This is a genomic window from Hymenobacter bucti (assembly GCF_042681145.1).
In the GTDB taxonomy this organism is placed as follows: domain Bacteria; phylum Bacteroidota; class Bacteroidia; order Cytophagales; family Hymenobacteraceae; genus Hymenobacter; species Hymenobacter bucti.
Map to the genome: position 1 here is coordinate 425696 of NZ_JBHUFD010000018.1, position 23841 is coordinate 449536.

The following is a 23841-nucleotide window of genomic DNA, read 5'->3' on the forward strand; positions in this document are numbered from 1 at the left end:
AATTGAGGATAGTAGGGAGTTGATAGCTCCTGCGGCGCGGGGCCTAAGAGCACCACAAAGTTCCGCGGCCACCCCAGGCAGCGAGCCCTCCAAATGCGGGTTTGAGTAGCACAAATTGCGGAACCGCTTACCTGATGCAGACAGCCTCGCCGTTGGGCTAGGTGGATACTAACGGAAACTCGCGCATTGGGGCCCCCGGTCCTCAGCGCTGGGACTTGCTACCCCCTTGCGGAGTTAGTTAAGAAGCAGAAAACCGCTTGGGGTTCTGGCCATAATGCTTCTCGAACAGCCGGCTGAAGTGGCTCAGATTGGAAAAGCCTAATTCATAGCCGACCTGGGCGACCGAATGCTTGCCGTGCTTGAGCAAAAAGGCGGCTTCCTCCATGCGGGCTTGCTGGTAGTAGTTGTAGATGGTGTTGCCGAACGTCTGCCTAAAGAGATGCTTTAGCTTGGTCTCGCTCATGGCGGCAATTTGCGCCAACTCGCGCATTACCGGCGGCACACTCAAGTCGCTGAGAATTTCTTTGCGGATGTGGAGCAGTCTGGCAACATCCGCGCTGTTGATGGTTTGGTGGGCTGCGCTTTCTCGCAAAGACAGGCTATGAAAAATCAGGTAGAGCAGTTCCTGCACCTTGTTTTGCACATAGAAATTGCTCAGGCCATCGCTCATATCCACGGCCGCCATTTTTTTAAGCAGTAGCTTGGCCTCCGCTTGCATCCTTTCAAAAAACAGGAAAGAACTGCCGCTGCGGGTGATGGTTTGCACGACTGAATTAGGGTTGCTGATACCCAACAACTCCTTTAAGCGCGTCGGCTTAATCGCCACCACCACGTAATTAATGCGCTGATGCGCCGGAAATCGGATGGTAGAGCTCAGGTCGTTGGACGTAACCTGGATGGCCGACTCATCGCGCTGGGAAAACAGTACGTGGGGGTTATTGTCGTACGCAATGCCGAGCGGCTGCTCGTTGTCGTAGAAAAAGACGGTAATTAAGTCATTGCCTAGGCCGGAGGTGCTGCGCTTGATGATGAGGTCTTCCTGGAGCAGGTAGTGGTGGATGGTGATTTTGAAATCGGGCCCGAAAGCTATTTTGCGAATGAACCCTTGCCCTAGCTTCTCGGGCATCTCCAACATCCCATCGCGTAAAGTTGCCTGGATGTGCTGGGCAAAGCAGGTGATAAAATCAAATTCGGGGGTGGCAGAAAAACTGAATGTCATGGCAATGGGTCCGGTACTTGCTAATCCTAGCAACAATTCCTGCCCGTAAGCTACAAGTAATGGGAAGGATTAAAAAACGGTCCCTAGTCCTCCAGTTGTGAGGCATCTCAATACAATATTTTTTTCATTATATCGAAACGAGACCCCGTTACCCCAACTGAAACCGTAAATTACGGTTCCAATTGGGGTATTTTTAAGCCTGCTGGTACCGGTTTTTAAACTCTTCCACGAATTGGTCTAGTTTGATTTTGCCGGTTACTGCGGCCCCTTTAGCAAAGAAGTCTTGGGTAATCAGTCCGGCTCGCACGCCTTGGCCCATCTCGGTGATGAGCCCGACCAATTCGGCGGGCACTCCGCCCGATAGCATCCCTTGTTTCAGCTGCTCGTCGGGAATGGATGTCCAAGTCAAATCCGGTTTGCCAATCGCCGCCCCAAACAGCGCGGCAATCTCGTTGCCGGTCGCGACATCACCCACGATGTACTTCACCTCAAACCCGTTGCCGGCCGCTTGCAGCTCGCTTGCCGCGGCCACCGCGACATCCTCCGGGTGGGTCAGGGCCAGTTTGATATCCCCTCCGTAATTATTGCCGAAGATGCCCTGGCTTTTAATCAGCGGAATATCCCGGAGGAAGTTCACGTAGAAGAACCCGGACCTGAGCACCGTGACGTTCACCCCGGACAGGTGTTGAAACAGTTGCTCTACCCGGTGCACGCCTTGGACCGGGCCCGTGCCGGCGGCCGCATCGGCCCCCACGCTGCTCAGCAGGACCACGCGGGGCACCCCCGCCGCCGTTATTGCCTGGGCATAGGCCTGCCCGGCATCCGCGATGTTTTGAATCAGGTTAGACGTGCCCAGGGCCGGCGGCATCATGGCGAAAACGGCATCCGCCCCGTCGAACGCCTGGGTTAAGAACGCCGCATCACTGAGAGAACCCACGGCCGCGACGGCCCCCAAGGCCTCGATTTCGCTTTGACGGTCGGCCTTACTGGTAATAACGGTTACCGCATGGCCGGCGGCGAGCAGCTTTTCTACGAGTGGCTTGGCCACATTGCCTAAGGAGCCGGCTGTTGTGATTTTCATGGTTTTCAGTATTTTACTAGGTAGGCGGAGCTATTCCGGCCCATGCTTTTTTCCAAGGGCCTACTTAAAAGGGGGTGTTTTCCTTACAGCGGGTTTACCCGAGGTAATTGGGCGGAAATACTTGTTGCCCGTGCTTTTCCGCCGCGGCCATCAGTTTGTGCACCATAGCTTCATCCATGTGCATCGGCGGCAGAAAGTGCCCCGCCGCGACGGGTTGGCCAATCTCCTCGAACAACGTTTCCAGGCCAGCCGGCACCACGGTGCATAACAAATGGGCCATTTGCTGGCTCTCGTTTTTAAAGCCGTGTACCACGCCACCCTTCGGAATCCGGATGAAGGACCCTTTGCCGGCCAGGAAATTGCCGAACTCGGATTTGACTTCAATCTCCCCGTCAATTACGTAAAAGGATTCCTCAAAATCCGCGTGCGCGTGCGGCCCGGGGCCCCCGCCGGGCGGGATGAGCATATCAATCGTAGCGAAAGCACCGGCGGTGTCTTTGCCACTCACGAGGATGCGGTACGTGTCCCCTACCACGGACACGCTTTGCCCGGCTTCGGGGCCTAGGCTTACGGGTTGCTTCTTGTCAGCGTCCATCTTATTTGGCTAAGTGCACTGCAAAGGTGGGCGGGATGCACGACCGTAAAATAGTCTCATAGGGTAACAAATCAGTCCTATCCGACAAAGCAGATTATCCTACCGCCGCTGCCTACAAAGTGTAAAAACACGAAGCTATGTGGCTTCATTTGGCAGGTAGCTCGACTAAATAGCCTATTCGCTTCGAACTGTTTTTTCGCCATTCTCCGGTCTTGAAAAAGGCCAGCTTTGCCTCGTAAAATTTAGCGTACGCCGCCACATGAAAATGCTACTATCGACCTTTGCGAAAGGCGCCCTACAGCTAAAGAATCATGTTGTGATGGCCCCGATGACCAGAAGCCGGGCGCTGCACAACTTGCCGAATGGGTTGAGGGCCGTTTATTACAAGCAATGCGCCGGCGCTGGTCTGGTCATTACCGAAGGCACCTCGCCTGGTCCGGAAGTGGGCTACCCCCGCGAAATAGACCGTGCCTGTTGCAGAAATCTGACCTAAGTTGACGCGCTACTCGAAGCCTTGCGGTGGGCGTGGATAACGACGCCGCGATGGCGCAGGTATTTATAGAGCGTGACTTTGGAGATGCGCAGGCGCTGGGCAATTTCGTTGACCCCAAGCTGCTGCTCCCGGTAAAGGGTCTCGGCCGCGATGGCCATGCGCTCGGCTTCTTCGGAGAGGCCCCGCCGACGGCCGCCCAGTCGGCCCCGCGCCCGGGCCGAGGCTAGGCTGGCGTGGGTACGCTCGCGAATCAGCTCGCGCTCAAACTTAGCCAGCGAGGCGAACAGATTAAACACGAGCCGACCCTGAGCGAAGGTCGTGTTGATGGCATCGGTGAGCGAGACCAGCCCTACGCCCCGCTGCTGCAAGTCGCCCACCACTTGGAGTAAATGTTTGAGCGAGCGTCCCAACCGATCGAGCTTGTAGATGTAGACCGTGTCGCCCGCGCGCAGCTGGTGCCGCCGCCGCTCCAACTCCGGGCGGCTGGCACTCGCCCCTGATACCTTCTCTTGGTAAATGGTGTCGCACCCGGCGTTGGTTAAGGCATCGAGTTGCAGTTCCAAGTTCTGGTCGCGGGTGGAGACGCGGGCATAGCCAATGTTCATGCGACAAAAGTACAGATTTGCCATCACGCCTGTCGGATTTTATGTACCTTGATTGGTGAACAAGTTTGCTGTACCAAAACGGCCCGTTTTTCACTTCCTTTAATGAGTACCGCATGACGAGCCAGCTTGTACAGTTAGACGTTCGTTTTGCTGAACGACCATTTGCTAATATCTCGTCCTGAAATAAGTTGACCGTTTGACGATAGTCCGAGCCTGGGTTGGCCAGTTCGCTGGTAGTCCTAAAAGTACTTCATTCTGACGGCTCGGTGACCGGCGGTTTGTAGTAGTTTTTCCAGTGCCGTTCCAGGGGTCCCCAGCTACGGCGTGCCTCGTTTGGGCTTTGCATCGCACAGCTCAGATGGGGGCGTTTGTAGTTATAGAGAAACACCGCCTGTTCGAGGTGTTGAGCGGCCTCGTCCAGCGAGCGCACGGTATAATGACTTAAATATTCTTGCTTCAAGATGCCATTAACCCGTTCAGCCACCGGATTTTCCAGCGGGTCGGAGTTTTCGGTCATGCTCACCTGCACGTGCCACGCGGCCAGGGGGGCCAGATATTCCTGGCTGCAATATTGGATGCCACGGTCACTATGGTGAATCAAGTGCTTGCCGGCTTTCTTGGTGAGTTGCCTAAGAGCCATCTCTAATGCTCGGCGGCAGTGCACGGTGGCCAGCGTCTCGGCCACGGCAAACCCCATGATGCGGTGCGAGTAGGCATCGGTGAGCAGCGAGACGTAGAGGCACCCGGCCTCGGTAAACCAGTACGTAATATCGGCTACCCAGACCTGGTTGGGCCGCAACGGGGTTAGATTCTTAATCAGGTTTGGGTGCTTGCGAAACTGGTGCCGGGAGAACGTAGTGATGGTCTTGCGCTTGCGTCGGCGGATGAGTAAGTTATTGGCAGCTAGCATATCAAATAGCGCATCACGGCCCAGTTTGATACCTTGGCTCACCAATTGCTCTTTCAGCAGATAGTAGAGCTTTTTGCCACCCATGCGGGGGTGGTCTTCCCTCACCTGAGCCACCAAGTCCAGCACACGCTGGTCGCGCTCTTCGCTGGTGAACTGCCGATTTTCGTGTTGGTAGTACGCCTGCCGGCTGAACCCAAATAGTCCACTCATCCGCCGCAGGCAAAACCGCGGATGGCTTACTCGCAGGAGCTGGACTACTTGGTAACGGACTTTTTTTCGAGGTTCACCCCGAGTTGCTGCTCGGCTGCGCGGATAACGGTCTTATAGTAAAGCACCTGAAGTTCGGCTTGTTCCAGCTCTTTCTCAAGCTGCTTAACGCGACCGGCCAGGGTGTCGGCCGTCTGAGCCACGCGCTCGACGAGCGTTGACACTGGTTTGGGGGCAGACTCTTTCATGGCCTGTGTACGGGCCAACTCCTCCTGCCGCACGCGTTCTAGCCACTGGGTGACCGTCTTGCGGGTCAGCACCTGGTACTTGGCCATGGCCGACTCGATGGTGTGGCGGCCGAGGTTAATTTCCTCGACCATCTGGCGCATTTTCAACTCATGCACCTGGCTACGAAATAAAAATAAGTGCTCCATCTGCAGGGGGTGATGGTCAACTCATTTTAGGACAAGACACCCCCTCCTAGTCCTGCTAAGTACAGCTTGCACGCGCGGGCCGGTTGTTTCGCCAACCCCCCCCAGCGACAGGACGCACCGACCTGTTCCTTACGCCTGGTAGCTCGTCCCCTTTATCGGTCCCTGACGAGCGCCGAACAAGCCTTGCAGGGTTTTAAGCGGCAGGCCGGCACTCCTTATGCCGCCCTCTACTTAGCCGTACCGACGAACTATAGTGAGCAGAGTCAGTGTATTCGCCTGGTCCAGCGCGCCCCACATCGCTTTATGCGCTACTCCTACTTACCCCGTTTAGATAGCACGCTGCTCCTCGATTCCACGTGTCAAACTAGGCTGGCGCGCCTCCCGACCGGTTATTTTGTCAACCTCTGTACGGCTTCTTGGACTGACCCTTTCTTCGAGGTCGTCTTAGTCAAGCACGATACGACTACCCAGTTTAGCCTCTACCTAGAGAACGGCCCTCGACAGACTCTTTCCCCGCTAGATGAGGCTAGAATAGCGCGGGTACGCGAAGTTATTCGCCAAATGAGCCCGTAAGTAGGATGGTTGATTACTACCCCTTTCAACAAGGCCGTTGGAAAAGGACAGCTTAAAAAGGGACGCCTTAATGAGCCATCCGCCTAGCCCTATACTTTTGACTCTGACGCTCCCCTGCTATGCGTACGCTCCTCTTGCTGCTGAGCTTGCTGACAGCCTGTGCGAAAAGACCCCACTCGACTGCTGCGCTGGCCGTAGTCTCCCCAACGTCGCCGGTTTGTCCCGTACAAGTAGTACCGAGTCCTCCTGGATTCGGCTTTACCGATAGCCAACAAGTCATCCAGGAGTTCGACCAGTCGCTGGACACGGCCTATGTCGTACTCTATAGTAGACAAGTAGCAGGCTTCTCAGGCCGCAATCGGTGCTTACTGGTGCACCAACGCTCCGCCACCCGCTTTGTAGTGTATAAGTATGGGCCACAGCGCATCTATAGTGCCCAGGTGACAGATACTACGTGGCACTGTTCGCTGACTCAACTCGTCGCTACACCTGGTCATTTAGTAAGTCTGTGTTTCCGGGCGACGGACACCAGTATCGAGTACTTAGTCGTAAAGCACCAGCGAAAAGTAGTGTTTAGTCTGACGTGGGAAGCTAACGGCCATGGCCGCTTACCCGTCGCGGAGCAGATACGCCTAGCCCCGGCACTCGCCCTGATGCGACGTTTGCGAGACTGAGCTCTTTGCAATGATTCGTTCATGAAAGGACTAGCGCAGGCTGAGACATTAGTCAGTCGTTCGTTTAAGAAACGTGACAAGCTCGTCTATTGGACTTCTTTGATACACAGGTAGCGGTCACCCACCGAGTGTCCTTCGAAATAGGCTACCCCTAGCAGAAACGAAATGATAGTAGTGGAGCTTCCTCCAACAATCTTTTCCAATGCTTCTTCAACAAGCATATTTTGCTCGTTAAAAGACTCGTAAGCAGATAATAAATAGCAAGTAGCTAGCTTATATTTAGCCAATGCTTGGCGCACAAAAGCTATTTCTTGCTGCTGATTTCCTTTGGGCAGTGGTATACAGTAGCGCTCATCCAACTCCCGATATAAGGCATCCATGCCGCGAAGAGGATTCCCTTTTTTTGCTGAACTGGTTTTTGCTGCGCTGTGCAGTCTACTTTCTCGATACCGTTTAGCGATAAACACCTCAAGGAAACTTTGTAGATGTGGATTCATGAATTGCGGAGTACGAATTGAAAAAAAGCCAGATTAATTTGCGCCGCTTTCGATGTTAGTAACCTTCCTTTAGTTCCTTTACATAAGACTGCTTATAAACCCAACCTTAGAATCAGTACCGTTTTTGACCTTACACTATAGAGCGGCCAGCGTGGCATTTTCCCACTGTACTTAGTTCTGCTTTAGTAGGCGCATTGTTTGCGCTAACCAGTCTTCGTCTGGGTGCAGTCGCACGGCTGGTGTCACTCCTTTACCCTCGTACTGAAGCTGATTAGGAAGCCGTAAGGTGGTGGCGTTTAGTTGAAACCGCAGACAAGGGGTACTCACCGAAAATACGTTTCCATAGCCCACATACCCGCCTGAAGGTTCGCCTACCAGCGTGGTCTTAGTTGAATTCTTCGCCCAGAACAACAAGGTTTCGCATGAACTACTACAGCCCTGGTTATAAAGGATAACTACCTGCTTCGGATTTGCCCTCGCGGGGCTCGTAAACCGACGACCAGTAGTAGCAGGGTCTGGCACAAACTGATTCAGGGGCGCTTTGCGAAGCCACGCCAACTTCTGTCGCGTATGCTGCAACGTCGCGGCTTCCACTTGAGCCGAATCTTGTTGCAAGGTGTGCAGGTATTCTGTAAACCGCTGAATATTAGCCGGGGTGACGTAGTACTCCTCTTGCTGGTCATCCTGAAAAGGCCCGCTGGTGAAGAAAGGAATCAAGGGCTCCACATTCTGGTCAGAGCCGCCGCCGTTGTCGCGCACATCAAAGATAAGATTCTGGCTCTGTTCAATAGCCAGTTGCGCGTGTCGGTAGAGGGAATCGAGGCGGGTAGTCCACGTGCTGCCAAACGAGGGAATGCGCAGATAAGCCGTCGTAGCGTCAAGTTGCCGAAATTGGGCTTGCGGAGCAGCGGGCGGCGGTAGGGCTGGGGCAGCTACTTTTTGCCGCGTCGTGTTGCGTAAACGACCATATTCCAGCCAGACAACGGGTTGGGCTTGTAAAGCGTGATTGCGCTGATACTGGTAACATTGAAACGTGCGGCCATCTGGGTTACGCTGCAATTCCAGCTTGACTTGCCCGGGCTGCCAAAGCGGCGTACGCGATTGTACAATGACGCCGACGTAATCACGCAAAGGTGTTTTATCTTGTTGTATTTGAATAGTATACGTACTATCAGGCGTGCGATAGCGCCCTTCTATCGTCTCGCCAGAAACGTGGTTCAATGGTAGGAGACGAACACGCTCCGTCGTTTGAAAGAGGGGGGATGCTTGAAAAGCCGCGACTGCCGCCGCATCTGTTTCTTTGACCGGCGGCCCACTAGGTGGACTACCGCTAATATCCGTGTGACTATCGTGAAAGAAGCTCACATAGCGCATAAGGTAGCGGATACAGTGCGCGGGCACTGGGTCGGCAACTAGGGCGCGGCGTAACTGCTGTTTAAACTGGGTATAAGCTGGCTGCGTTTTCGGGGTAACTGCATCGTGAAAGGCGGGTAGATTCTGCTCTAAGTACTTGACCGTGAAATCAAAATCTTGCGCGCAACCACATGGGACAGTCTGCGCCGCAACAGATAAGATGGACACCCACAGGAGCATAAGTAGTAGGGATAGCTTCATAAGGAAAAAGGGAAGAAAGTATCCTATTACCTAGGATACCGCGCAAAACTCATCTCGTTACAAATTGCGCTATTTTTTGATAGCACACCCCTTTATGTACTAGTAATCACCATTTACAATACGTAAAAGAGGAGCTTATAACGTCAATCAATCCTCCGTTTAATAAACGTTATAAACGCCTCCGTACTCGCTAAAGCGGTTCTTGCCTGGAATAGAACATCTACTCTCACGTATTAAACATAGATAGCCTCGGCCTTCATCAAAAGGCCGGGGCTGCCTACAGCTGACCCTTATCGTACCCAAACCTATGAGCTTCCCTTGAAAGGTGCGCCATGTAGCGGCACTCGCGTAGCATATGCGAACGAACGTTCTTAGCATGCCACTCTCAGCCAATCCTCAACGGTACTTCCTGTTTGGCTACCCTAAATCACCTGGTATATACAGGTTGTCGCCCATCCTTACTTACCTGCTAGCAGCTCGATACCCGAGGCGGTAAGCCCAAAGCGTGAAGGTTGGGGCGAAGTCCTGGGTAAAGCGGTAGCGGGTATACGTGAACAGGCCAAAGGCTACCGGTACCCCCCAACTCACCAGCAGACTTGCCGTTGGGAGGGAGTAATCCATAAGCCAGTGCAGCAGCAGGGCCGGCACTATTACTGAAACCACGACGCAGCCAGCCAGTAGCAGCGACCCGGCACGTTCCCCGCGCAGGCGCAGCGCAATCGCTATTCCTTTAAGGTAGTAGAGCAGCGCGAGGGTCCCGTAGGCCACCGCCGCGATGCAGAGCAGGCGGGGGGTACTATACCGGCTGCCCAGGAAATCCAGTGGATGCGTGACGACCAGGGCCAGCACCAGAAAGGGCGCAGCTACGATGGTTTCGACCAGGAGCCGCAGGGCCAGGGGCACCAGACGGGCAGCCCCGACGACCCCTGCGCCGAGTAGGGCACCAGCCGCTTTGGAGGAGTGGTAGTTTCCGCCTTGATTGTTCTGCGCAGCCGCGTAGCCATCTTCGTAATCGGACATGATACAGCCTGTAAAATGACGGGGGAAAGGAGCAGTTTGAAGGCGGGACTGGTAGGGAAAACCAGGCCGGATGCTTCGTTACTTTAATAGCATCCGGCCTAGTAAGTTAAGGATACGACCATTAAGTATGCTCGGCCATTGCTGACTGGCCTTGGTGTCCGGCCGGTAGCACAGCCTGTCAGAAGTATGTAAAAGAAGAACTGCACTTTACTTGGGTGGCCAACTCACCCTTACCCGTTTGGACTATAAAGCGGGCATTATTTCGGGCGCTGTTCCCTTTAAACCGCCCAGCCGGGGTGTGCTGCGCGACGCCTCACCCACGGCCGCTTGGCTAGCTCCCATTCAACCCTCTTAAGTAACTGATAAAACCTCTTACTTGGCTGATAAAATCTCTTAGTTCACCTTGGGTGAGCAACTAAGGGAATTGCCAGGGCAGACTAAAAATCTTATCAGACAGTCAATCAGTGTTATAAGGTAGGTGCCGCCTGCTTTCCGGTAGCCGACTGGTACGCGACCCGTAGCGCAACGGCTACCGGCTGCACAAGGTCTGACGCGCCGGATTTATACGTAGACAACCGGCAGGCAGCGCCGGGATTGCCAGGCTGGCTGTCCCGGTATAGCAAAAACGCACACTAACTGCTCACCCAAGGTGAACTAAGAGGTTTTATCAGTCACTTGACTAGGTTACGCCACTTCCAAGCCGTTCCCCTTGTAAGGCCGTACCTTAATTCTACTGGTCTGCGTTAGTGGTAGGGTCTTGTTTCCTACCGGGTCTCTTTACTTTTAGTGGCTACGCGCAGAACCAAATGGTGCCGCTGAGGCAAAACTATCTGGACCTGAAGTGGCGTAGTCGTAAAGCCGCTCATCAGTAGTTAACCGGCTAGTAAATAACGTGTAAAATAGGTATATATGAGCTATAAGCCCCAGTTTCACGAAGAAGAACAGACCCCCGCGCAGCGGGGGCAGGCAGTGCGGTGGGCCATTAGTACGGGCGCCAGCGACCGGGCGGTGCCCTCGCAGGATATGGCGCACCTAGAGTTGCGCTACATCGCGGGCGAGATTGACCAGACGCAGGTGGAGGACGAGCTGCTGCGGTGGTACCGGCCCGATATTGCCCCGGCGGCCGACGTGCGCCCGCTGCCGCCGGAGCAGCCCGGCCGGGTGTACCCCTACGCGGCGGAAATGGCGGCGCTAATGCAGCAAATGAACGAGTTACCGCCCTACGTGCCCTACACGGTGATGCCAGAAGGAATACCATGGCTAGAATAGGGCAGCATAACGCGCTTCTATTAACCCTAAACTAGCTGTTTATGAGTATGCTCGATAATCTTAGTACCTTGCTACTTGACCCGGCGTTTCAGCAGCAAATCCAGACGCAACTACGGCGGGAGGCAGCGGCGTATAACACCTGCCTTACTTACCGGGACGAACAAGGCCGGCACATAGTAGAATATCCCGGTAGCGGCCAGCTCTACGAGCAGACCGAGGATAGGCAGTTGCTGTTGCTTTCCGTAGCGGGGCAGGCCGTAGCCCCAGTGGCCCCTATTTCGTGGGTGGAGGCTAAGCACAGGCAGGCCACGAACTAGAGGCCGCTTATCCGGCAAAGTACCACGCTAGGCGCAGCCGCCGGACAAGCTGAAATTCGCCTTAATTCCAAGCGTGGGGCTAGACCCCCTTTGTTGCACTTGTAAAATACCACCCTGCGCCGCTCCCTGTTATGCAACCTATTGATGAACAGTTATCCTATCCCAATCCCCAGGAGTTGCTTACGCTGGGAATTGATGAATATTACCGGCGCTACTATTCGGACAGCTCCCAACCGAAAGCCTACTTTGGGTTTGAGTGCGAGGTATGCGAAGAAGGATTCCTCATTCCCCGAATCCAATTCGTGCACGCCGTAGCGAACGGTAGTGCCGAGTACGAACACTTGCGAGCGGCGGGCTTCGAGTGCTTGTACGACGATGGCAAGGGCAACCCGCCGACCCTGCTACAAAATTTCATAGAGTCGAGTGAGCAATACAAGCAGTTGGCCCGCATTACGGACCCGGCGCTAGCTAAAGCGGAAGGGTGGTAAGGAGTTACAGTTAACCAAGGTCACGATTGGTTCGAGCGGCAGGAAAGACACGCCCTTTTTACGTGTTGTGAACGGTCGTGGCTGTTGCAAAAGTATCGGAGAAGTAAGGCGCTCGTATAAAGTGGATGTAGGGCCAGAAACACTTTCACGATAAAGTCAGCATGCACTTCCGCCTCTCCGAGCGGGTGCCGAAGCACAATTTCTACCGCCGCTTGCGTGAGTTGCTAGACTGGGAGTTTCTGCGCCCGCAGACCCGCCCAGTTTATAGCCACACCGGACAGCCCTCCTTTGACCCAGTCGTCTTCTTTAAGCTCGTGCTGGTGGGCCGCTTGGAAACATCGTCAGCGACCGGCGCTTAATCGAGTAATGTGCCCTGCGGCTGGATATTCTCTACTTTCTAGGCTACGAGGTAGACGAGGACTTGCCCTGGCACTCCACGATTAGCCGCACCCGCCAGCTCTACCCAGCTGCCGTCTTCGAGCACCTCTTTGACCAAGTGTTTGCCCAGTGCGTAAGCGCGGGGCTGGTGGCCGGCGATACGCAGGCTGTAGACTCGGCCCCGGTTAAAGCCGCGGCTTCCCTCGATAGCTTGCGCGAAAAGCAAGCGACTGTGGCCCCCTCATTAACGGTAGCCGGCAAGCCGGTGACTCTGGCGCCAGCGGCGGCCGTGCACTCCGCCCCCGCTCACCAGCTGCGCCGCGAGGCAACCCGCCGGGCCAAGCGGCAAGCCGCGCCGGGTGGGCTCGGCGCCCGCCATCCCAAAGCCCAGTTGTTGAGCAACAAAACGCATTACAGCCCCACCGACCCTGAGGCGCGCATCTCCGTCAAACCGGGCAAGGCACGCGCCCTCAACTACCTTTGTAGTGTGGCTGTGGATACGGCTGCGGGCATCATCCGCCACATCCAAGCGGACTTTGCGGACCGCCGCGACAGCGCGCACGTGCCGGAGCTGGTGCCACAGCTGCAAACCCGTCTGGCTGCCAACGAATTGACGCTGCGCGATTTTGTGGCCGATACGGGCTACTCCAATGGCTTCAACTACGCCTTCCTCGAACAGCGGGGAATGACGCCCTGGATTCCTGTTTTCGGAGCTTATAAGCCAGCTGTCGAAGGCTTTACGTATGAGGCGGAGGTCGATGCATTTCGCTGCCCGGCGGGCAAGCTGCTCCCTTTTCGCAATTATGCGCCTAGTCAAGATGGGAACTGGGTCAAGAACTACCGGGCGGTCTATCAAGACTGCCAGCAGTGCCCGTTGAAGATGAGTTGTACACCGGCCGCTCCTCAACAAAAGTTTGTGCGCTCGGCCTTTGATGCAGCTTATCGGCGCGCCTGGTATCGGCAACAAAGTCGGGCAGGCCAGCCGATGCGCCGGATCCGGCAGCGCACGGTCGAACCTGTTTTTAGGAGCTTGTTGCATCACTATGGGCTGCGACGGGTCGGCACTAAGGGCCGGGCAGCTGCTCATAAGGCAATGCTGCTCAGCGCGATTGCTTACAATCTCAAGAAGTTACTCAAGCATCAACCAAAACAAACCGCTCGCGTAGCAATCGCGCTCTACCCACCGCCACAAGGGCGCTGCACGCCTCATTTTAGTCCTCGGTTGACCAGTCCTAAGCTTCGGCGAGTCCACTTGTTAGCCAAGCCCACACATAGCCTGCGTTCTGCAACAGCCACGGTCGTTTACAACACGTAAGAAGGTTGTTTAAAGTAGAAGCTGTCTCACAATCGAATTATATTCTGTGCCCCTTTCATTGCAGGCATGTAGTAAACGGCAGTATCGGCAGCAGCGAATGGGGCAGAGCCTGGTAACCATCGAACAGCTAGCCAGCGGCTGTTAACAGAATGAAGAACGGCTAATTGCCACTCTCCCGCGGGGAGTGGACTCGCATAGTGATTCCCAACCGTATCCCGCAGGTTTCTATACAAAAATGTACCCAGTGGAAGGTAGAAATAGCGCGGATTTGCCATTTTCGTAATGGCTTGTTGAATCTCTGCTGACGTTAGGGACGCTTTTGGCCTTACGACCCGAGGCGCTAGCTGCTCTTGCGCCCAGCCGGTTAAAGGAGCCATGAGCAGAAAGAGTAGGAGTGTCTTCATTAGTTTCGAATTAAAAACAGGAGGAATAACCGAAGTTGTATCTTTAATAAGTACTATGCCAAGCGCTGCGGCTAGCAGAGCCAAGAGCCGCACTATTCCGAGTCTTGTACAAGAACACGCATTATGTAAAGAGATAAAAACGAGTCATAGCAGCGAAGCTAATCGCCCGCTATCCACTTAAAGTTCTACTCATTGATTGAACAGACTTGGTCGTTGAGTGGTATAGCCACTCCGCTGGCTGAACTACTGGCGCCTACCAAGCCTCCCCCGTGCCCGGACTATCCATTGGAAAGCGAAACGTCACGGTTCGAGCGGAAGCTTACCTCAAGTCATTGCTTATATGACTCATCTTGAAGTAATTATCTACATAAATCTACTGGCAACGGGCTAGCAGTCCGTACGCTGAACACTATGCATCCTCAGTAGGCGGGTGGTCGTCTTTCTCGCCTAAGCTTCCTGTCATGCCCCGAACAATTACCACGCTCCTAGCCTTTTTTATACTGACCAACACGTATGGGCAGCGCCTAGAAAAGGTCTTTTTAGATAAGCGCGACACTACCCGCAATTGTTACACGCTAATCTACCCGACTACCCGGCCATGGAAAGGGTATCTAGTCCTAGTACCCGGGTTCGGTGAAGCTGCCAGCAACGTGCTGCAACAAACCAGCTTGCCGCTGGATGCAGCTCGAAAGGGGCTATTGACCATTATCCCGACCCTTCAACAAGGTACGCTATCCTTCGGCGTGGATAGCGCTAGCCAGCAAGCGTTGCGCAGAATCGTTAGCGATGTGGCCAGTAAACACGAGCTGCGCAATCTGCGCTGTTATGTAGGCGGGTTTTCGATTGGAGGTAGCACGGCCATTAAGTTTGCGGAGCTTGCCACGAGGAAGCCAGCAGCAGTTTTTGCCATTGACCCACCGCTCGACTTCGAGCGCTTTTATGACTCTGCTCAACGCGACATCCGGCTGGCTGCCGGCGGCCAGGCCAGTGCCGAAAACGTGTACATGGTGGACCGGATAAAACAGGAAATGGGAGGGCCTCCCCAAACAGCAAGGCAGCAGTATTATCGCTTCTCGCCTTATTCCTTTTCTGATACCAGCCAAGCTGCTATCAAAAGCCTGTTGCATGTGCCGCTACGCTTGTACTCGGAGCCCGATATCCGGTGGTGGCTCTCGCAACGGCGTGCCGACTTTACCAGCATGAACGTGACTATGTGCTCAGCCATGATTAACGAGCTAAACCGGCTCGGCAATAGTCAAGCTACCCTCGTCATCACTCAGGATAAGGGTTACCGCAAGCCAACCAATCAGCGCCACCCGCATGCTTGGAGCATCGCTGATAGTGGCGAGCTAGTAGAGTGGCTGCTACAGCAGCGCTAAAGTTATAGTAGTAAAAATCATTGGTTATAGTCAGGCTCAGAAAGGTGCGCCATACTGAGGGCCCTTCTAGTGAGTGCTAAAAGCTAGCCTAAGGGGCATTTCAGTAGGTCAAGAAGTAGGTTCTGAATCCTCGATAGGACACAGGTACTTTCTGACCCAACAGAAGCGTTCGAAAAACCCCTCGCAAAACGGCCCTGAAACGTGGTTTTCAGGGCCGTTGGCGTAGACAGGAAAGGTATTCGAAAAACAGTAGTAGCTGTTGCAGCCGAGGGTCTCGCGTGCGGCCACTACAATCAAATCGGTCCTTCACACTAGCAATAAGGCCGCCTTTTTGTAAGGCAGTAAGCTAGCTGCGACAACTTGTGCTGCGTCCAAGCGCGGGGATAGTCGAAGAAGTACCACCGCAGACACGGGGCGTACCAACATAAAATGACAACGGCTACGGGATTAGACGTAAAGCGCCCGCTTACTGCCCACCTACCCGGCGCTTTTCTTCTTCCGCGCTATCCGCCCGGTGGCTGGCGGCTAATTGATTGCTGCCTAAGCGGTAGCTAAACGAGAGGGTCGCCACCCGTGAATCCCGGCTTTGGGTGAAGTGGTCCACGTAGTTGTCGTACGTGGAGGTAGCGAGGTTGCGGTTCGTGTAGAGCACATCAGTTACGTTGAACTTGAGTGTGCCCTGGCCTTTAAGCAGACTTTTTTGGGCCCCGATGGTCAGGTCGCCATTAGAACGCGAGGTAATGAAGCCATACACTTCCGGCGACTGGTAATTGGCGCTTAGGTCGGCACTCCAGCCGCGGCCTAGTGTGAACGTATGGGTGCTGCTCAAATTAACCGACGCCTTGGCCCGGTTGAGCGCAGTGCCCGCCAATTCGCCCGTGAAACGGGTGTAGTAAAAAACGGCGTTGTTATAAACCGACCAGTTTTTGGTAAGCGTAACGGGCACGGTGAACGTGAGGGCGGCGTAGTGCTGGGGGCCGAGGTTGACGGGACGAGACAGCACGAAGCGGCTGGTGGCGGAAGCGGGCTGCACCACGATGAGAAAGGGGTGCCGCGTGTTGCTGTAGCTCAAGCCGACGGTGTACTTCTGCCGGTACGTGTGGGTCACCTCCGCGTTATAGCTGGTTTGGGGCAGCAGGGCGGGATTACCCGAGCGGTAGGTAGTGGCGTTGAGGTAAATGCGGAAAGGATTGAGCTGGTCATAACCCGGCCGGTCAAGGCGGCGGCTCAGGGCCAGCGTCAGCTCGTGCTGGGGCGAAAACGTGTACTTGAACGACGCGCTGGGAAAAAGCTGGAAGTACTGGCGGTCAAAGCTTTGTTTACCCACTTCCTGCACCCCTAGGGCTGCCGTGTGCTCGCCCCGCAGGCCCACCTGCCAGGTAGCCCGCGCCCCGGTTTGCTGCCAGTTGAGGTAGCCCGCCCGGATGGTTTCGGTGTACCGGAATCGATTGGTTTGCGCCGTATCCAGGGTCGTAACCCCGCTGGCAGTCTGCTGAAAAACAGCATTGTTAGTAGACTGCACCTGGCTGACTTTCAGCCCGCCGGACAAGAGCTGGCGGTACGCCAGCGGGTGCGCGTAATCGAGCTGGCCGGTGAGCAGCGTGAGGCGGCCGGTCTGGTCGCTGGTGAGCAGCGTCGGTCCCGCACTGCCATCGAGCAGCGCGGACAAGCCTTGCTGCCGGCCGAGGCGGTACGTGGCGTAATTGACATCGGCGGTCAGGGCGCGGCTGTTGCTGGAATCGGCAAAGACCTGGCGCAAGTTCAGGTTGGCGGTTAGGTTGGGGGTGCTGGCGTTGCGGTAGGCCGGCGAGGTCAGGGCGCGGCTGGGAGCGCCGCTGGCGTCGAGCAGCGTCACGGCGTTGGTGCCCGAACCATTACTTTGGGCAGCCTGGCCGGTGAGGGCGGCCCCCAGCGTGGTGCGGCCCGTGAAAGCGTAGTCCACCCCGGCTTTCCAGTTGTGCACCTGGGTACGGGTGGCGGTGTAATCTTCCTGGGTGCTGCCGCTGGTGGGCTGGCCCTGGTCGTAAAATACCCGGTGACTGGTTAGCCGCAGGTAGGTGCTGCGGTCAGCGTAGGTATACGAGCCGTAGGCATTGGTTTTGCCCTGCCGGTAGTTGCCGGTGAGCCCCGTAGTAAAGCGGCCGTACACGCCGCGGCCGTAGCCTAGGTTGAGGCTACCGTTGGCCCCCTGGCGCTGGTCTTTTTTGAGGTTGATGGCGATGACGCCGGCCGTGCCCTGGGCGTCGTAGCTGGCGGGCGGGTTGGTAATCAGCTCAATGTTCTTTAGCTGCTCGGCCGGCAGGGTGCGCAGGTAGTCGGCTAGCTCAGTACCCGTCATGGGCTGGCGCTTCCCGTCGATGAGCACCAGTAGGCCCTGCTTACCGCGCAGCGCTAGGTTGTCGCTGCCGTCCACCGTGATGCCCGGTGCGCGGGCGAGCACATCGAGGGCCGTATTACCGGCCGCCAGCGGCGAGTTTTCGACGTTGACGATGGTACGGTCGGCTTGGCGCTCGAACAAGGGCTTTTGGCCGGTCACGATTACCTCTTGCAGCGCCGTAGCGGCGCTGGTACGCAGGGCCATCGGGGGCAGTACCAGCCCCGCGGCCGGCAGCCCGAATGGCGTACTCCAATAGCGCTGGTAGCCCACCTGCGCCGCTGATAGAAGGTAGCGCCCCCCAGCTGGCGCTTGCAGCGCAAAGGCCCCTTTCGCATCGCTGAACTCCGACTTGACCAGGGTAGAATCAGTGGCCAGGTGCAGGGTAACGGTAGCAAACTCAACGGGTGCCCCGGCCGGGTCCAACACTACGCCTCTAAGGGGTGCCGTGCCTTGCCCAAAGGCTGCCGCTACGCCGCCTAGCCCCCAGCCCAGGATAAGCCAGTTGATTAATCGCCGATGGAGAAACAGGAAAAAACAGCTAGTCAACGCCGCGCATGCCCAGGTTAACGCCCGCCCGCGCTGGCGGTTGGTTGAGGCGGGGCGGGGGACTTTGACTGTTAGCCAGGCCAGGCAGACGTTACAGGCAGCGGTAAAAAGAGCAGGGGGGGAATAGCGGGACACGGGAGGCAGCGGGCTAGGTGAAACGATGCCGCAAAACTCCTGCTCACCCTAGGTGCTCATGTCCCAGGGCATAGATTGGCCTGCCCCAAATTATGATTTGGGGCGGGTCAGCTCGCTGGGGGCCTGGCCCACTACCTTTTTAAATACCCGGTTAAACGTTGAGCGTGAGTTAAATCCGCTTTCCAGGGCCACGCCTACCAGCGAGTAGTGCGCAAAGCGCGGGTCAGCGAGCAAGCGCTGTGCTTCGCGCACCCGGTAGGCATTCACAAAGTCATTGAAGTTCTGGCCGCAGCCTGTATTGATGACTTTGGAGAGTAAACCCGGCGTGAGGCGTAGCCGATGAGCCAGCTCTGTCAGGGTCAGCTCGGGTTCAAGCCAGGGTTGCTGCTCGCTCATTAGGGCGAGGAGCTTATCGCGCCAAGCCAGCAGTTCCGGTGTCGGCTCCGCCAATAATTCCACTTCAGGCGCCACCGGGGCCGCCGGGACTTCGGCCATTGGGACCGGACTCAGCTGGGCCACTGGTTCGGGTAGGGTAAGTAGGTCGGGGTCGGGGTCAGTATCGAAGCGCAGCGGCGTAGTGGCGGCGGCGTAGTTGGCCTGCAACCCCACGGCAATCAGCCAATACACCAGCAGCCCACGGAGGAAAAAGTAATTCCAGGAGGCCGCCTCGCTCAGGCTCCCAAATTTCCAGCTGGCCAGCGTGAAGAGCTGACTCAACACCAGGGCCAGTACCTGCACCACCACCAACTGTCGCAGCCCGGCAAAGCGTAGGCGCTCGGTGTCCGAAAAGTTGTCGTCGAGGTAGCGCCGGTAGCGCCGGTAGTCGGCCAGCACCCACCAGCAATAGGCCGGCAGTAGCCCATATTGCAGGTAGCTCAGGTAGTGCGTAAGGGCTTCTATTGCTACCAGGGCCGGCCCTTTGGCACCCTCTTCAGTTGGCAGTGGTTGGCCTCTCACGCCAACGAGATAGAAGAGGTCATAGCCCGCTGCGGCGGCCATCAGTCCAAGCTGCAGAAAGCCCGGCACCAAGTGCTGCCAGGTTCGCAACCGCAGCCGAAACTCCTGGTTGGTCAGGCTCCGAAAATACAGGTAGTAAGCCGGCCCCAGGAACAGATTGAGTTGCCAGGGTAGGTACAGCATGACCGTCGTATGCCCATCGTGGCTATCGTACCAGCCAGCGTGGGCCAGCATCTCGCGCCCTATTTGCAGGGTGGGTACTGCCAGTAGCAGGGCTAGGAGCGCATCGGGTAGGTTACTGCGCCGTAGCGACCGCAGTAGCAGCCAGCCGGTGACCAGGGTGCTAGTGAACGCAAAAGGCAGCAGCAGCGAGCTACGCGCCCCAAAATGAAAGAGCATACGAACCTTAAAGTAGCAGAAGGGGATAGCCAGCGAAGGTACTTCGCACAAAAGTGCTCCGTAGAGTTAGCCTGACTATTTCTGTTTTTGGCCCAATTCGAAGCCTGTCTGGCGTGTTGAAGTGGTCTAGTGAGATGGCCCAACATAAGTGCACCTTTCGGGGCCTTATGTTAGGCTATCTCACTAGACCACCCCAATGTTCATAAAAACGGTCATTTTACTGTACAGCCTATCTAAAGGGGCCACTATTAGGGAGGGCTCAGAAAGCCTGGTTCAGCTCCATTGCTTATTAAACCCACTTCTTGACTCGCTACAAAGGGGGACCTTCAACTGCTTGGTAGGGGTAGGGGAGGGGGGTAGTAGCGTGGCGCACCTGGCTAAGCCGAGTTGATTGGGGGAAGCTTCTATATCTAACCGCTAATTGATTAGCCTGTATGGAGGAAAGTGTAATTGAATAATTACGCTTGATATAAATTTTCTTAAGACAAAGATTCGTATCTTGTTTGATATTCAAAGTTATAGCACGTGTAGCTCTATAATTTTTTTGTATTAAACTAATATAAAACAGTCTTTACTAATTGAAATTACCTGCTACTCCTGCCAAGGGGCCAGGGCACGTCCTCCTTATAAACCAATTACCACTTGCCTGCTAGGCCGGTGAACAGTACCCATGAAGGAAAGCGAGAAGAAGTATCGGCGCTTGATTGAAGCAAGCCAGGATTTGTTAGTTACGGTTAACCTAGAGGGCACTATCATCGATACCAATGAGGCGGCAGTAACCCTCACGGGCGTGGAACGCGACACCTTGATGCGGTCTGATTTTGCCGCCTTTTTTACGGAGCCAGAATTGGTTTGGAACGTCTGCCGGCAAGTCGTGGCCAATGGAGCAGTTAGCAACGTGCCGTTTACACTCCGCCACACTAGTGGCACGCTGACCGAGGTTTTGTTCGATGGCTCTGTGCACAAGGACGACCAGGGTGTGGTGCTGGGCGCGATGATAGTGGCTCGGGAAGTAGCCGAGAAAAACTGGGCCACTGAGCTAGGTATTGCCAACAAAGAACTCGCTTTCCAGCACAACGAGAAGGAAAAACGAGCCGATGAGCTCAGCATTGCTAACGAAGAGCTGGCGTTTCAAAACGATGAGAAAGAGAAACGGGCGCAGGAATTAAGCGTCGCCAATGAAGAGTTGGCCTTTCAAAATGACGAAAAGGAAAAGCGCGCGGCGGAGCTCAGCATCGCCAACGAAGAACTGGCCTTTCAAAACGACGAAAAAGGAAAGCGTGCTCAGGAACTGAGCGTGGCGAACATCGAGCTAGCTTTCCAAAACAATGAGAAGGAAAAGCGGGCCGCCGAACTCAGCATCGCCAACACGGAACTGGCGTTTCAAAACAATGAGAAAGAGAAGCGGGCGCAGGAACTACTTATCGCCAACGCGGAGCTGGCGTTTCAGAATGATGAGAAAGAAAAACGGGCCCACGAGCTGATTCTGGCAAACAAAGAGCTAGCCTTCCAAAACGATGAGAAGGAAAAGCGAGCCGCTGAGCTGAGCATTGCCAATAAAGAACTAGCGTTTCAAAACGACGAAAAGGAGAAGCGGGCGCAGGAGCTCATCATCGCGAATGCGGAACTGGCCTTTCAAAACGACGAAAAGGAAAAGCGCGCGGCCGAACTAGTCCTAGCTAACAAGGAGCTGGCCTTTCAAAACGATGAGAAAGTGAAGCGGGCGGCCGAGTTGCGCGTGGCCAACTATGCCCGGGGCCTGATTGAGGCCAGCCGCGACCCGCTGGTGACCATCAGCCCGGAAGGCAAAATAACGGACATGAACCAGGCCACGGTGAACATCACCGGCCTAGACCGTACACAGTTGATTGGGTCGGATTTCTTCGTGTACTTCACCGACCCACAGATGGCGCGCGAAGTGTACCAGGAAGTGTTTGCCAAGGGCACGGTGGCCGATTCGCCCCTCACCTTGCGCCACAAAGACGGCAAGCTGACGGACGTGCTTTTTAACGGCTCGGTGTATAAGAACGACAACGGTAAGGTGCTGGGGGTAGTGATTGTGGCCCGCGACGTGACGGACCAGAAGCGCATTGCGACCGAGCTGATTGAAGCCAAATTCGCAGCCGAGCGCGCTACCGTGCTGGCCGAAGAAGCCCAGGCCAAGGCCGAAAGCGCGACTAGCATCGCCGAAAATGCGGTGAAGGCGAAACAGCAGTTTCTGAGCAACATGAGCCACGAAATTCGCACGCCTATGAACGCCATCATCGGCTTCACGAAGGTGGTGCTGAAGACGGAGCTGACGGAAAAACAGCGCGAGTATCTGACGGCCATCAAGCTCAGCGGCGATACATTGATTGTTCTTATCAACGACATTCTGGACCTAGCCAAGGTCGACGCGGGCAAGATGACCTTTGAGCAAATCCCGTTCAAGCTCGCCGCGTCGGTGTCAGCCATGGTACACCTGTTCGAAACTAAGATTCAGGAGAAAAATCTGGCCCTGGTGATGGACTACGACGCCAAAATACCGGAGGTGCTGGTAGGCGACCCAGTGCGGCTGCACCAAATCATTCTCAACTTAGTGAGCAACGCCGTCAAGTTTACGAGCGAGGGCACCATCACGGTGGGCGTGCGGATGCTGGTCCAGGACCAGGAAAAAGTCATCCTGGAGTTCGCCGTCACCGACACTGGCATCGGCATTGAGGAAGCCAAGTTGAGCACCGTGTTCGATGACTTTCAGCAGGCTACTAGCGGCACCAGCCGCCTGTACGGCGGCACGGGCCTGGGACTGGCCATTGTAAAAAACTTGGTGGAGCCCCAGGGCGGCACCATCCACGTGAAGAGCAAGGTGGGGGTAGGCTCCACCTTCAGTTTTATCCTGAGCTTTGGCAAAACCACCGAAAAAGCCGACGCCGAATCGGGCCTGACTATTGAGCTAGAAACGGGCTTTAAGAACGCGAAGATTCTGGTGGTGGAGGACATTGCGCTGAACCAGCTGCTGATGAAGACGCTGCTGGAGGACTTCGGCTTTGAAATGGACGTGGCTGGCAACGGGAAAATCGCCCTCGAAAAGCTGCGCACTACCCGCTACGACATCGTGCTCATGGACTTGCAGATGCCGGTCATGAATGGGTTTGAGGCCACCGAATACATCCGCAACGAATTGCACCTGACCCTACCCATCATTGCCCTGACGGCCGACGTGACCACGGTGGACGTGGAGAAGTGCAAGGCCGTGGGTATGAACGACTACATCTCAAAACCCATTGATGACAAGCTGCTCTACAGTAAGATTATCAAGTATCTAAAGCTGGCCGACGCCAACAAAATCTCGGCGCCAGCCATGGCAGATAGCCAAATCCAACCCCAGGCCCTGACCTGCGTCAACTTTGACTACCTGCAGCGCATAACGAAAAGCGAAGCCCGTATGGCGGAGATGATTGGTCTCTACCTCCAGGAAATTCCGCAGTTGGTGCAAACTATGAAGCAAGCCATTGCGGAAAAAGACTGGCTTGCGCTGAAGCGCGCCACGCATTCCATCATCCCCACGTTTGCTACGATGGGCATGAACCCGACGTTTGAAGACATTGCCAAATCCATTCAGAGTAAGGCGGTCAGCCTGATTTCCGTCGGCGATGGGGCCAGCCAGGAAGCTATGATGGGACTCATCGCCTTGTTCTCGCAGGTAGAAACCGCCTGCACCCTTGCTGCTCAAGAGTTGGCAGAGAAGTTACGGTCACTTGCGCCTACCCCCTCCCTGGTATAGGCGACTAGGGCACAGCTTAAAAACCGAAGGCTAGCGTACGTTCAAGGGTTTGGTCTGAAAAGCGTGTTTTTACTGCGGTTTTTTAGGTACGCTGGACAAAGCTTAGGATGCCAGTTTTAGGCTAACAAAGCGCACATGGCGGACTCATCCCCAGCTCACAAACGCACTTACTTGGCAAAGACTTTCTGAACC

At 55.5% G+C, this 23841-nt stretch carries 19 protein-coding genes; 8 read left to right on the plus strand and 11 right to left on the minus strand.

Annotated features, from left to right (window positions below):
- Window positions 1-238 precede the first annotated feature (238 nt).
- The 3 genes from ACFSDX_RS21005 to ACFSDX_RS21015 form a co-directional block, all read right to left on the minus strand.
- Window positions 239-1219, minus strand: a complete 981-nt coding sequence (locus ACFSDX_RS21005; RefSeq protein WP_382317151.1) for a helix-turn-helix transcriptional regulator — start codon at window positions 1217-1219, stop codon at window positions 239-241.
- A 193-nt stretch (window positions 1220-1412) separates the two neighbouring features.
- Window positions 1413-2300: an NmrA family NAD(P)-binding protein gene (locus tag ACFSDX_RS21010; protein ID WP_382317153.1), complete on the minus strand. Its 888-nt coding sequence runs from the start codon at window positions 2298-2300 to the stop codon at window positions 1413-1415.
- Between the two features lie 94 nt (window positions 2301-2394).
- On the minus strand, window positions 2395-2895 hold the full coding sequence (locus tag ACFSDX_RS21015) for a cupin domain-containing protein (RefSeq protein ID WP_382317155.1): 501 nt from the start codon (window positions 2893-2895) through the stop codon (window positions 2395-2397).
- Between the two features lie 265 nt (window positions 2896-3160).
- On the opposite strand from ACFSDX_RS21015, the gene ACFSDX_RS21020 reads away from it, so the two are divergent.
- Window positions 3161-3388, plus strand: coding sequence for an oxidoreductase (locus ACFSDX_RS21020; RefSeq protein WP_382318212.1), 228 nt, complete (start codon window positions 3161-3163; stop codon window positions 3386-3388).
- Here ACFSDX_RS21020 and ACFSDX_RS21025 read toward each other — a convergent pair.
- The 6 genes from ACFSDX_RS21025 to ACFSDX_RS21050 form a co-directional block, all read right to left on the minus strand.
- A complete protein-coding gene (locus ACFSDX_RS21025; protein WP_382317157.1) occupies window positions 3385-3993 on the minus strand; it encodes a recombinase family protein in 609 nt (202 codons plus the stop codon). The two genes, ACFSDX_RS21020 and ACFSDX_RS21025, sit on opposite strands and share 4 nt — an antisense overlap.
- Window positions 3994-4243: 250 nt before the next feature.
- On the minus strand, window positions 4244-5149 hold the full coding sequence (locus ACFSDX_RS21030) for an IS3 family transposase (protein ID WP_382318213.1): 906 nt from the start codon (window positions 5147-5149) through the stop codon (window positions 4244-4246).
- A gap of 8 nt (window positions 5150-5157) precedes the next feature.
- Window positions 5158-5544, minus strand: coding sequence for a hypothetical protein (locus ACFSDX_RS21035; RefSeq protein ID WP_382317159.1), 387 nt, complete (start codon window positions 5542-5544; stop codon window positions 5158-5160).
- 1333 nt (window positions 5545-6877) lie between these two features.
- Window positions 6878-7288 (minus strand): hypothetical protein, encoded by a 411-nt coding sequence (locus ACFSDX_RS21040; protein ID WP_382317161.1) that lies wholly within the window; start codon window positions 7286-7288, stop codon window positions 6878-6880.
- A 171-nt stretch (window positions 7289-7459) separates the two neighbouring features.
- A complete protein-coding gene (locus ACFSDX_RS21045; RefSeq protein ID WP_382317163.1) occupies window positions 7460-8902 on the minus strand; it encodes a S41 family peptidase in 1443 nt (480 codons plus the stop codon).
- Between the two features lie 462 nt (window positions 8903-9364).
- On the minus strand, window positions 9365-9922 hold the full coding sequence (locus ACFSDX_RS21050) for a hypothetical protein (protein ID WP_382317165.1): 558 nt from the start codon (window positions 9920-9922) through the stop codon (window positions 9365-9367).
- A 909-nt stretch (window positions 9923-10831) separates the two neighbouring features.
- Between ACFSDX_RS21050 and ACFSDX_RS21055 the strand changes: the two genes are divergently transcribed.
- From ACFSDX_RS21055 to ACFSDX_RS21075, 6 genes are all read left to right on the plus strand, one after another.
- Window positions 10832-11191, plus strand: a complete 360-nt coding sequence (locus ACFSDX_RS21055; protein WP_382317167.1) for a hypothetical protein — start codon at window positions 10832-10834, stop codon at window positions 11189-11191.
- Between the two features lie 47 nt (window positions 11192-11238).
- Complete coding sequence (locus tag ACFSDX_RS21060) at window positions 11239-11508, plus strand: hypothetical protein (protein ID WP_382317169.1); 270 nt, start codon at window positions 11239-11241, stop codon at window positions 11506-11508.
- Between the two features lie 131 nt (window positions 11509-11639).
- Window positions 11640-11996, plus strand: a complete 357-nt coding sequence (locus ACFSDX_RS21065) for a hypothetical protein (RefSeq protein WP_382317171.1) — start codon at window positions 11640-11642, stop codon at window positions 11994-11996.
- Between the two features lie 161 nt (window positions 11997-12157).
- A complete protein-coding gene (locus tag ACFSDX_RS25200; protein ID WP_465262260.1) occupies window positions 12158-12355 on the plus strand; it encodes a transposase in 198 nt (65 codons plus the stop codon).
- Between the two features lie 62 nt (window positions 12356-12417).
- Complete coding sequence (locus tag ACFSDX_RS21070) at window positions 12418-13689, plus strand: transposase (RefSeq protein WP_465262261.1); 1272 nt, start codon at window positions 12418-12420, stop codon at window positions 13687-13689.
- A gap of 865 nt (window positions 13690-14554) precedes the next feature.
- Window positions 14555-15472 carry a hypothetical protein gene (locus tag ACFSDX_RS21075; RefSeq protein ID WP_382317173.1) on the plus strand — a complete coding sequence of 306 codons (918 nt, stop codon included), beginning with the start codon at window positions 14555-14557 and terminating at the stop codon, window positions 15470-15472.
- 466 nt (window positions 15473-15938) lie between these two features.
- Here ACFSDX_RS21075 and ACFSDX_RS21080 read toward each other — a convergent pair whose 3' ends face one another.
- Both ACFSDX_RS21080 and ACFSDX_RS21085 read right to left on the minus strand, forming a co-directional pair.
- Window positions 15939-18395 carry an outer membrane beta-barrel protein gene (locus ACFSDX_RS21080; protein WP_382317175.1) on the minus strand — a complete coding sequence of 819 codons (2457 nt, stop codon included), beginning with the start codon at window positions 18393-18395 and terminating at the stop codon, window positions 15939-15941.
- Between the two features lie 225 nt (window positions 18396-18620).
- On the minus strand, window positions 18621-19886 hold the full coding sequence (locus tag ACFSDX_RS21085; protein WP_382317177.1) for a helix-turn-helix domain-containing protein: 1266 nt from the start codon (window positions 19884-19886) through the stop codon (window positions 18621-18623).
- Between the two features lie 670 nt (window positions 19887-20556).
- On the opposite strand from ACFSDX_RS21085, the gene ACFSDX_RS21090 reads away from it, so the two are divergent.
- The gene (locus ACFSDX_RS21090) at window positions 20557-23649 is read left to right on the plus strand and encodes a PAS domain S-box protein (protein WP_382317179.1); all 3093 of its coding nucleotides are present in this window, start codon (window positions 20557-20559) and stop codon (window positions 23647-23649) included.
- Window positions 23650-23841: the final 192 nt, after the last annotated feature.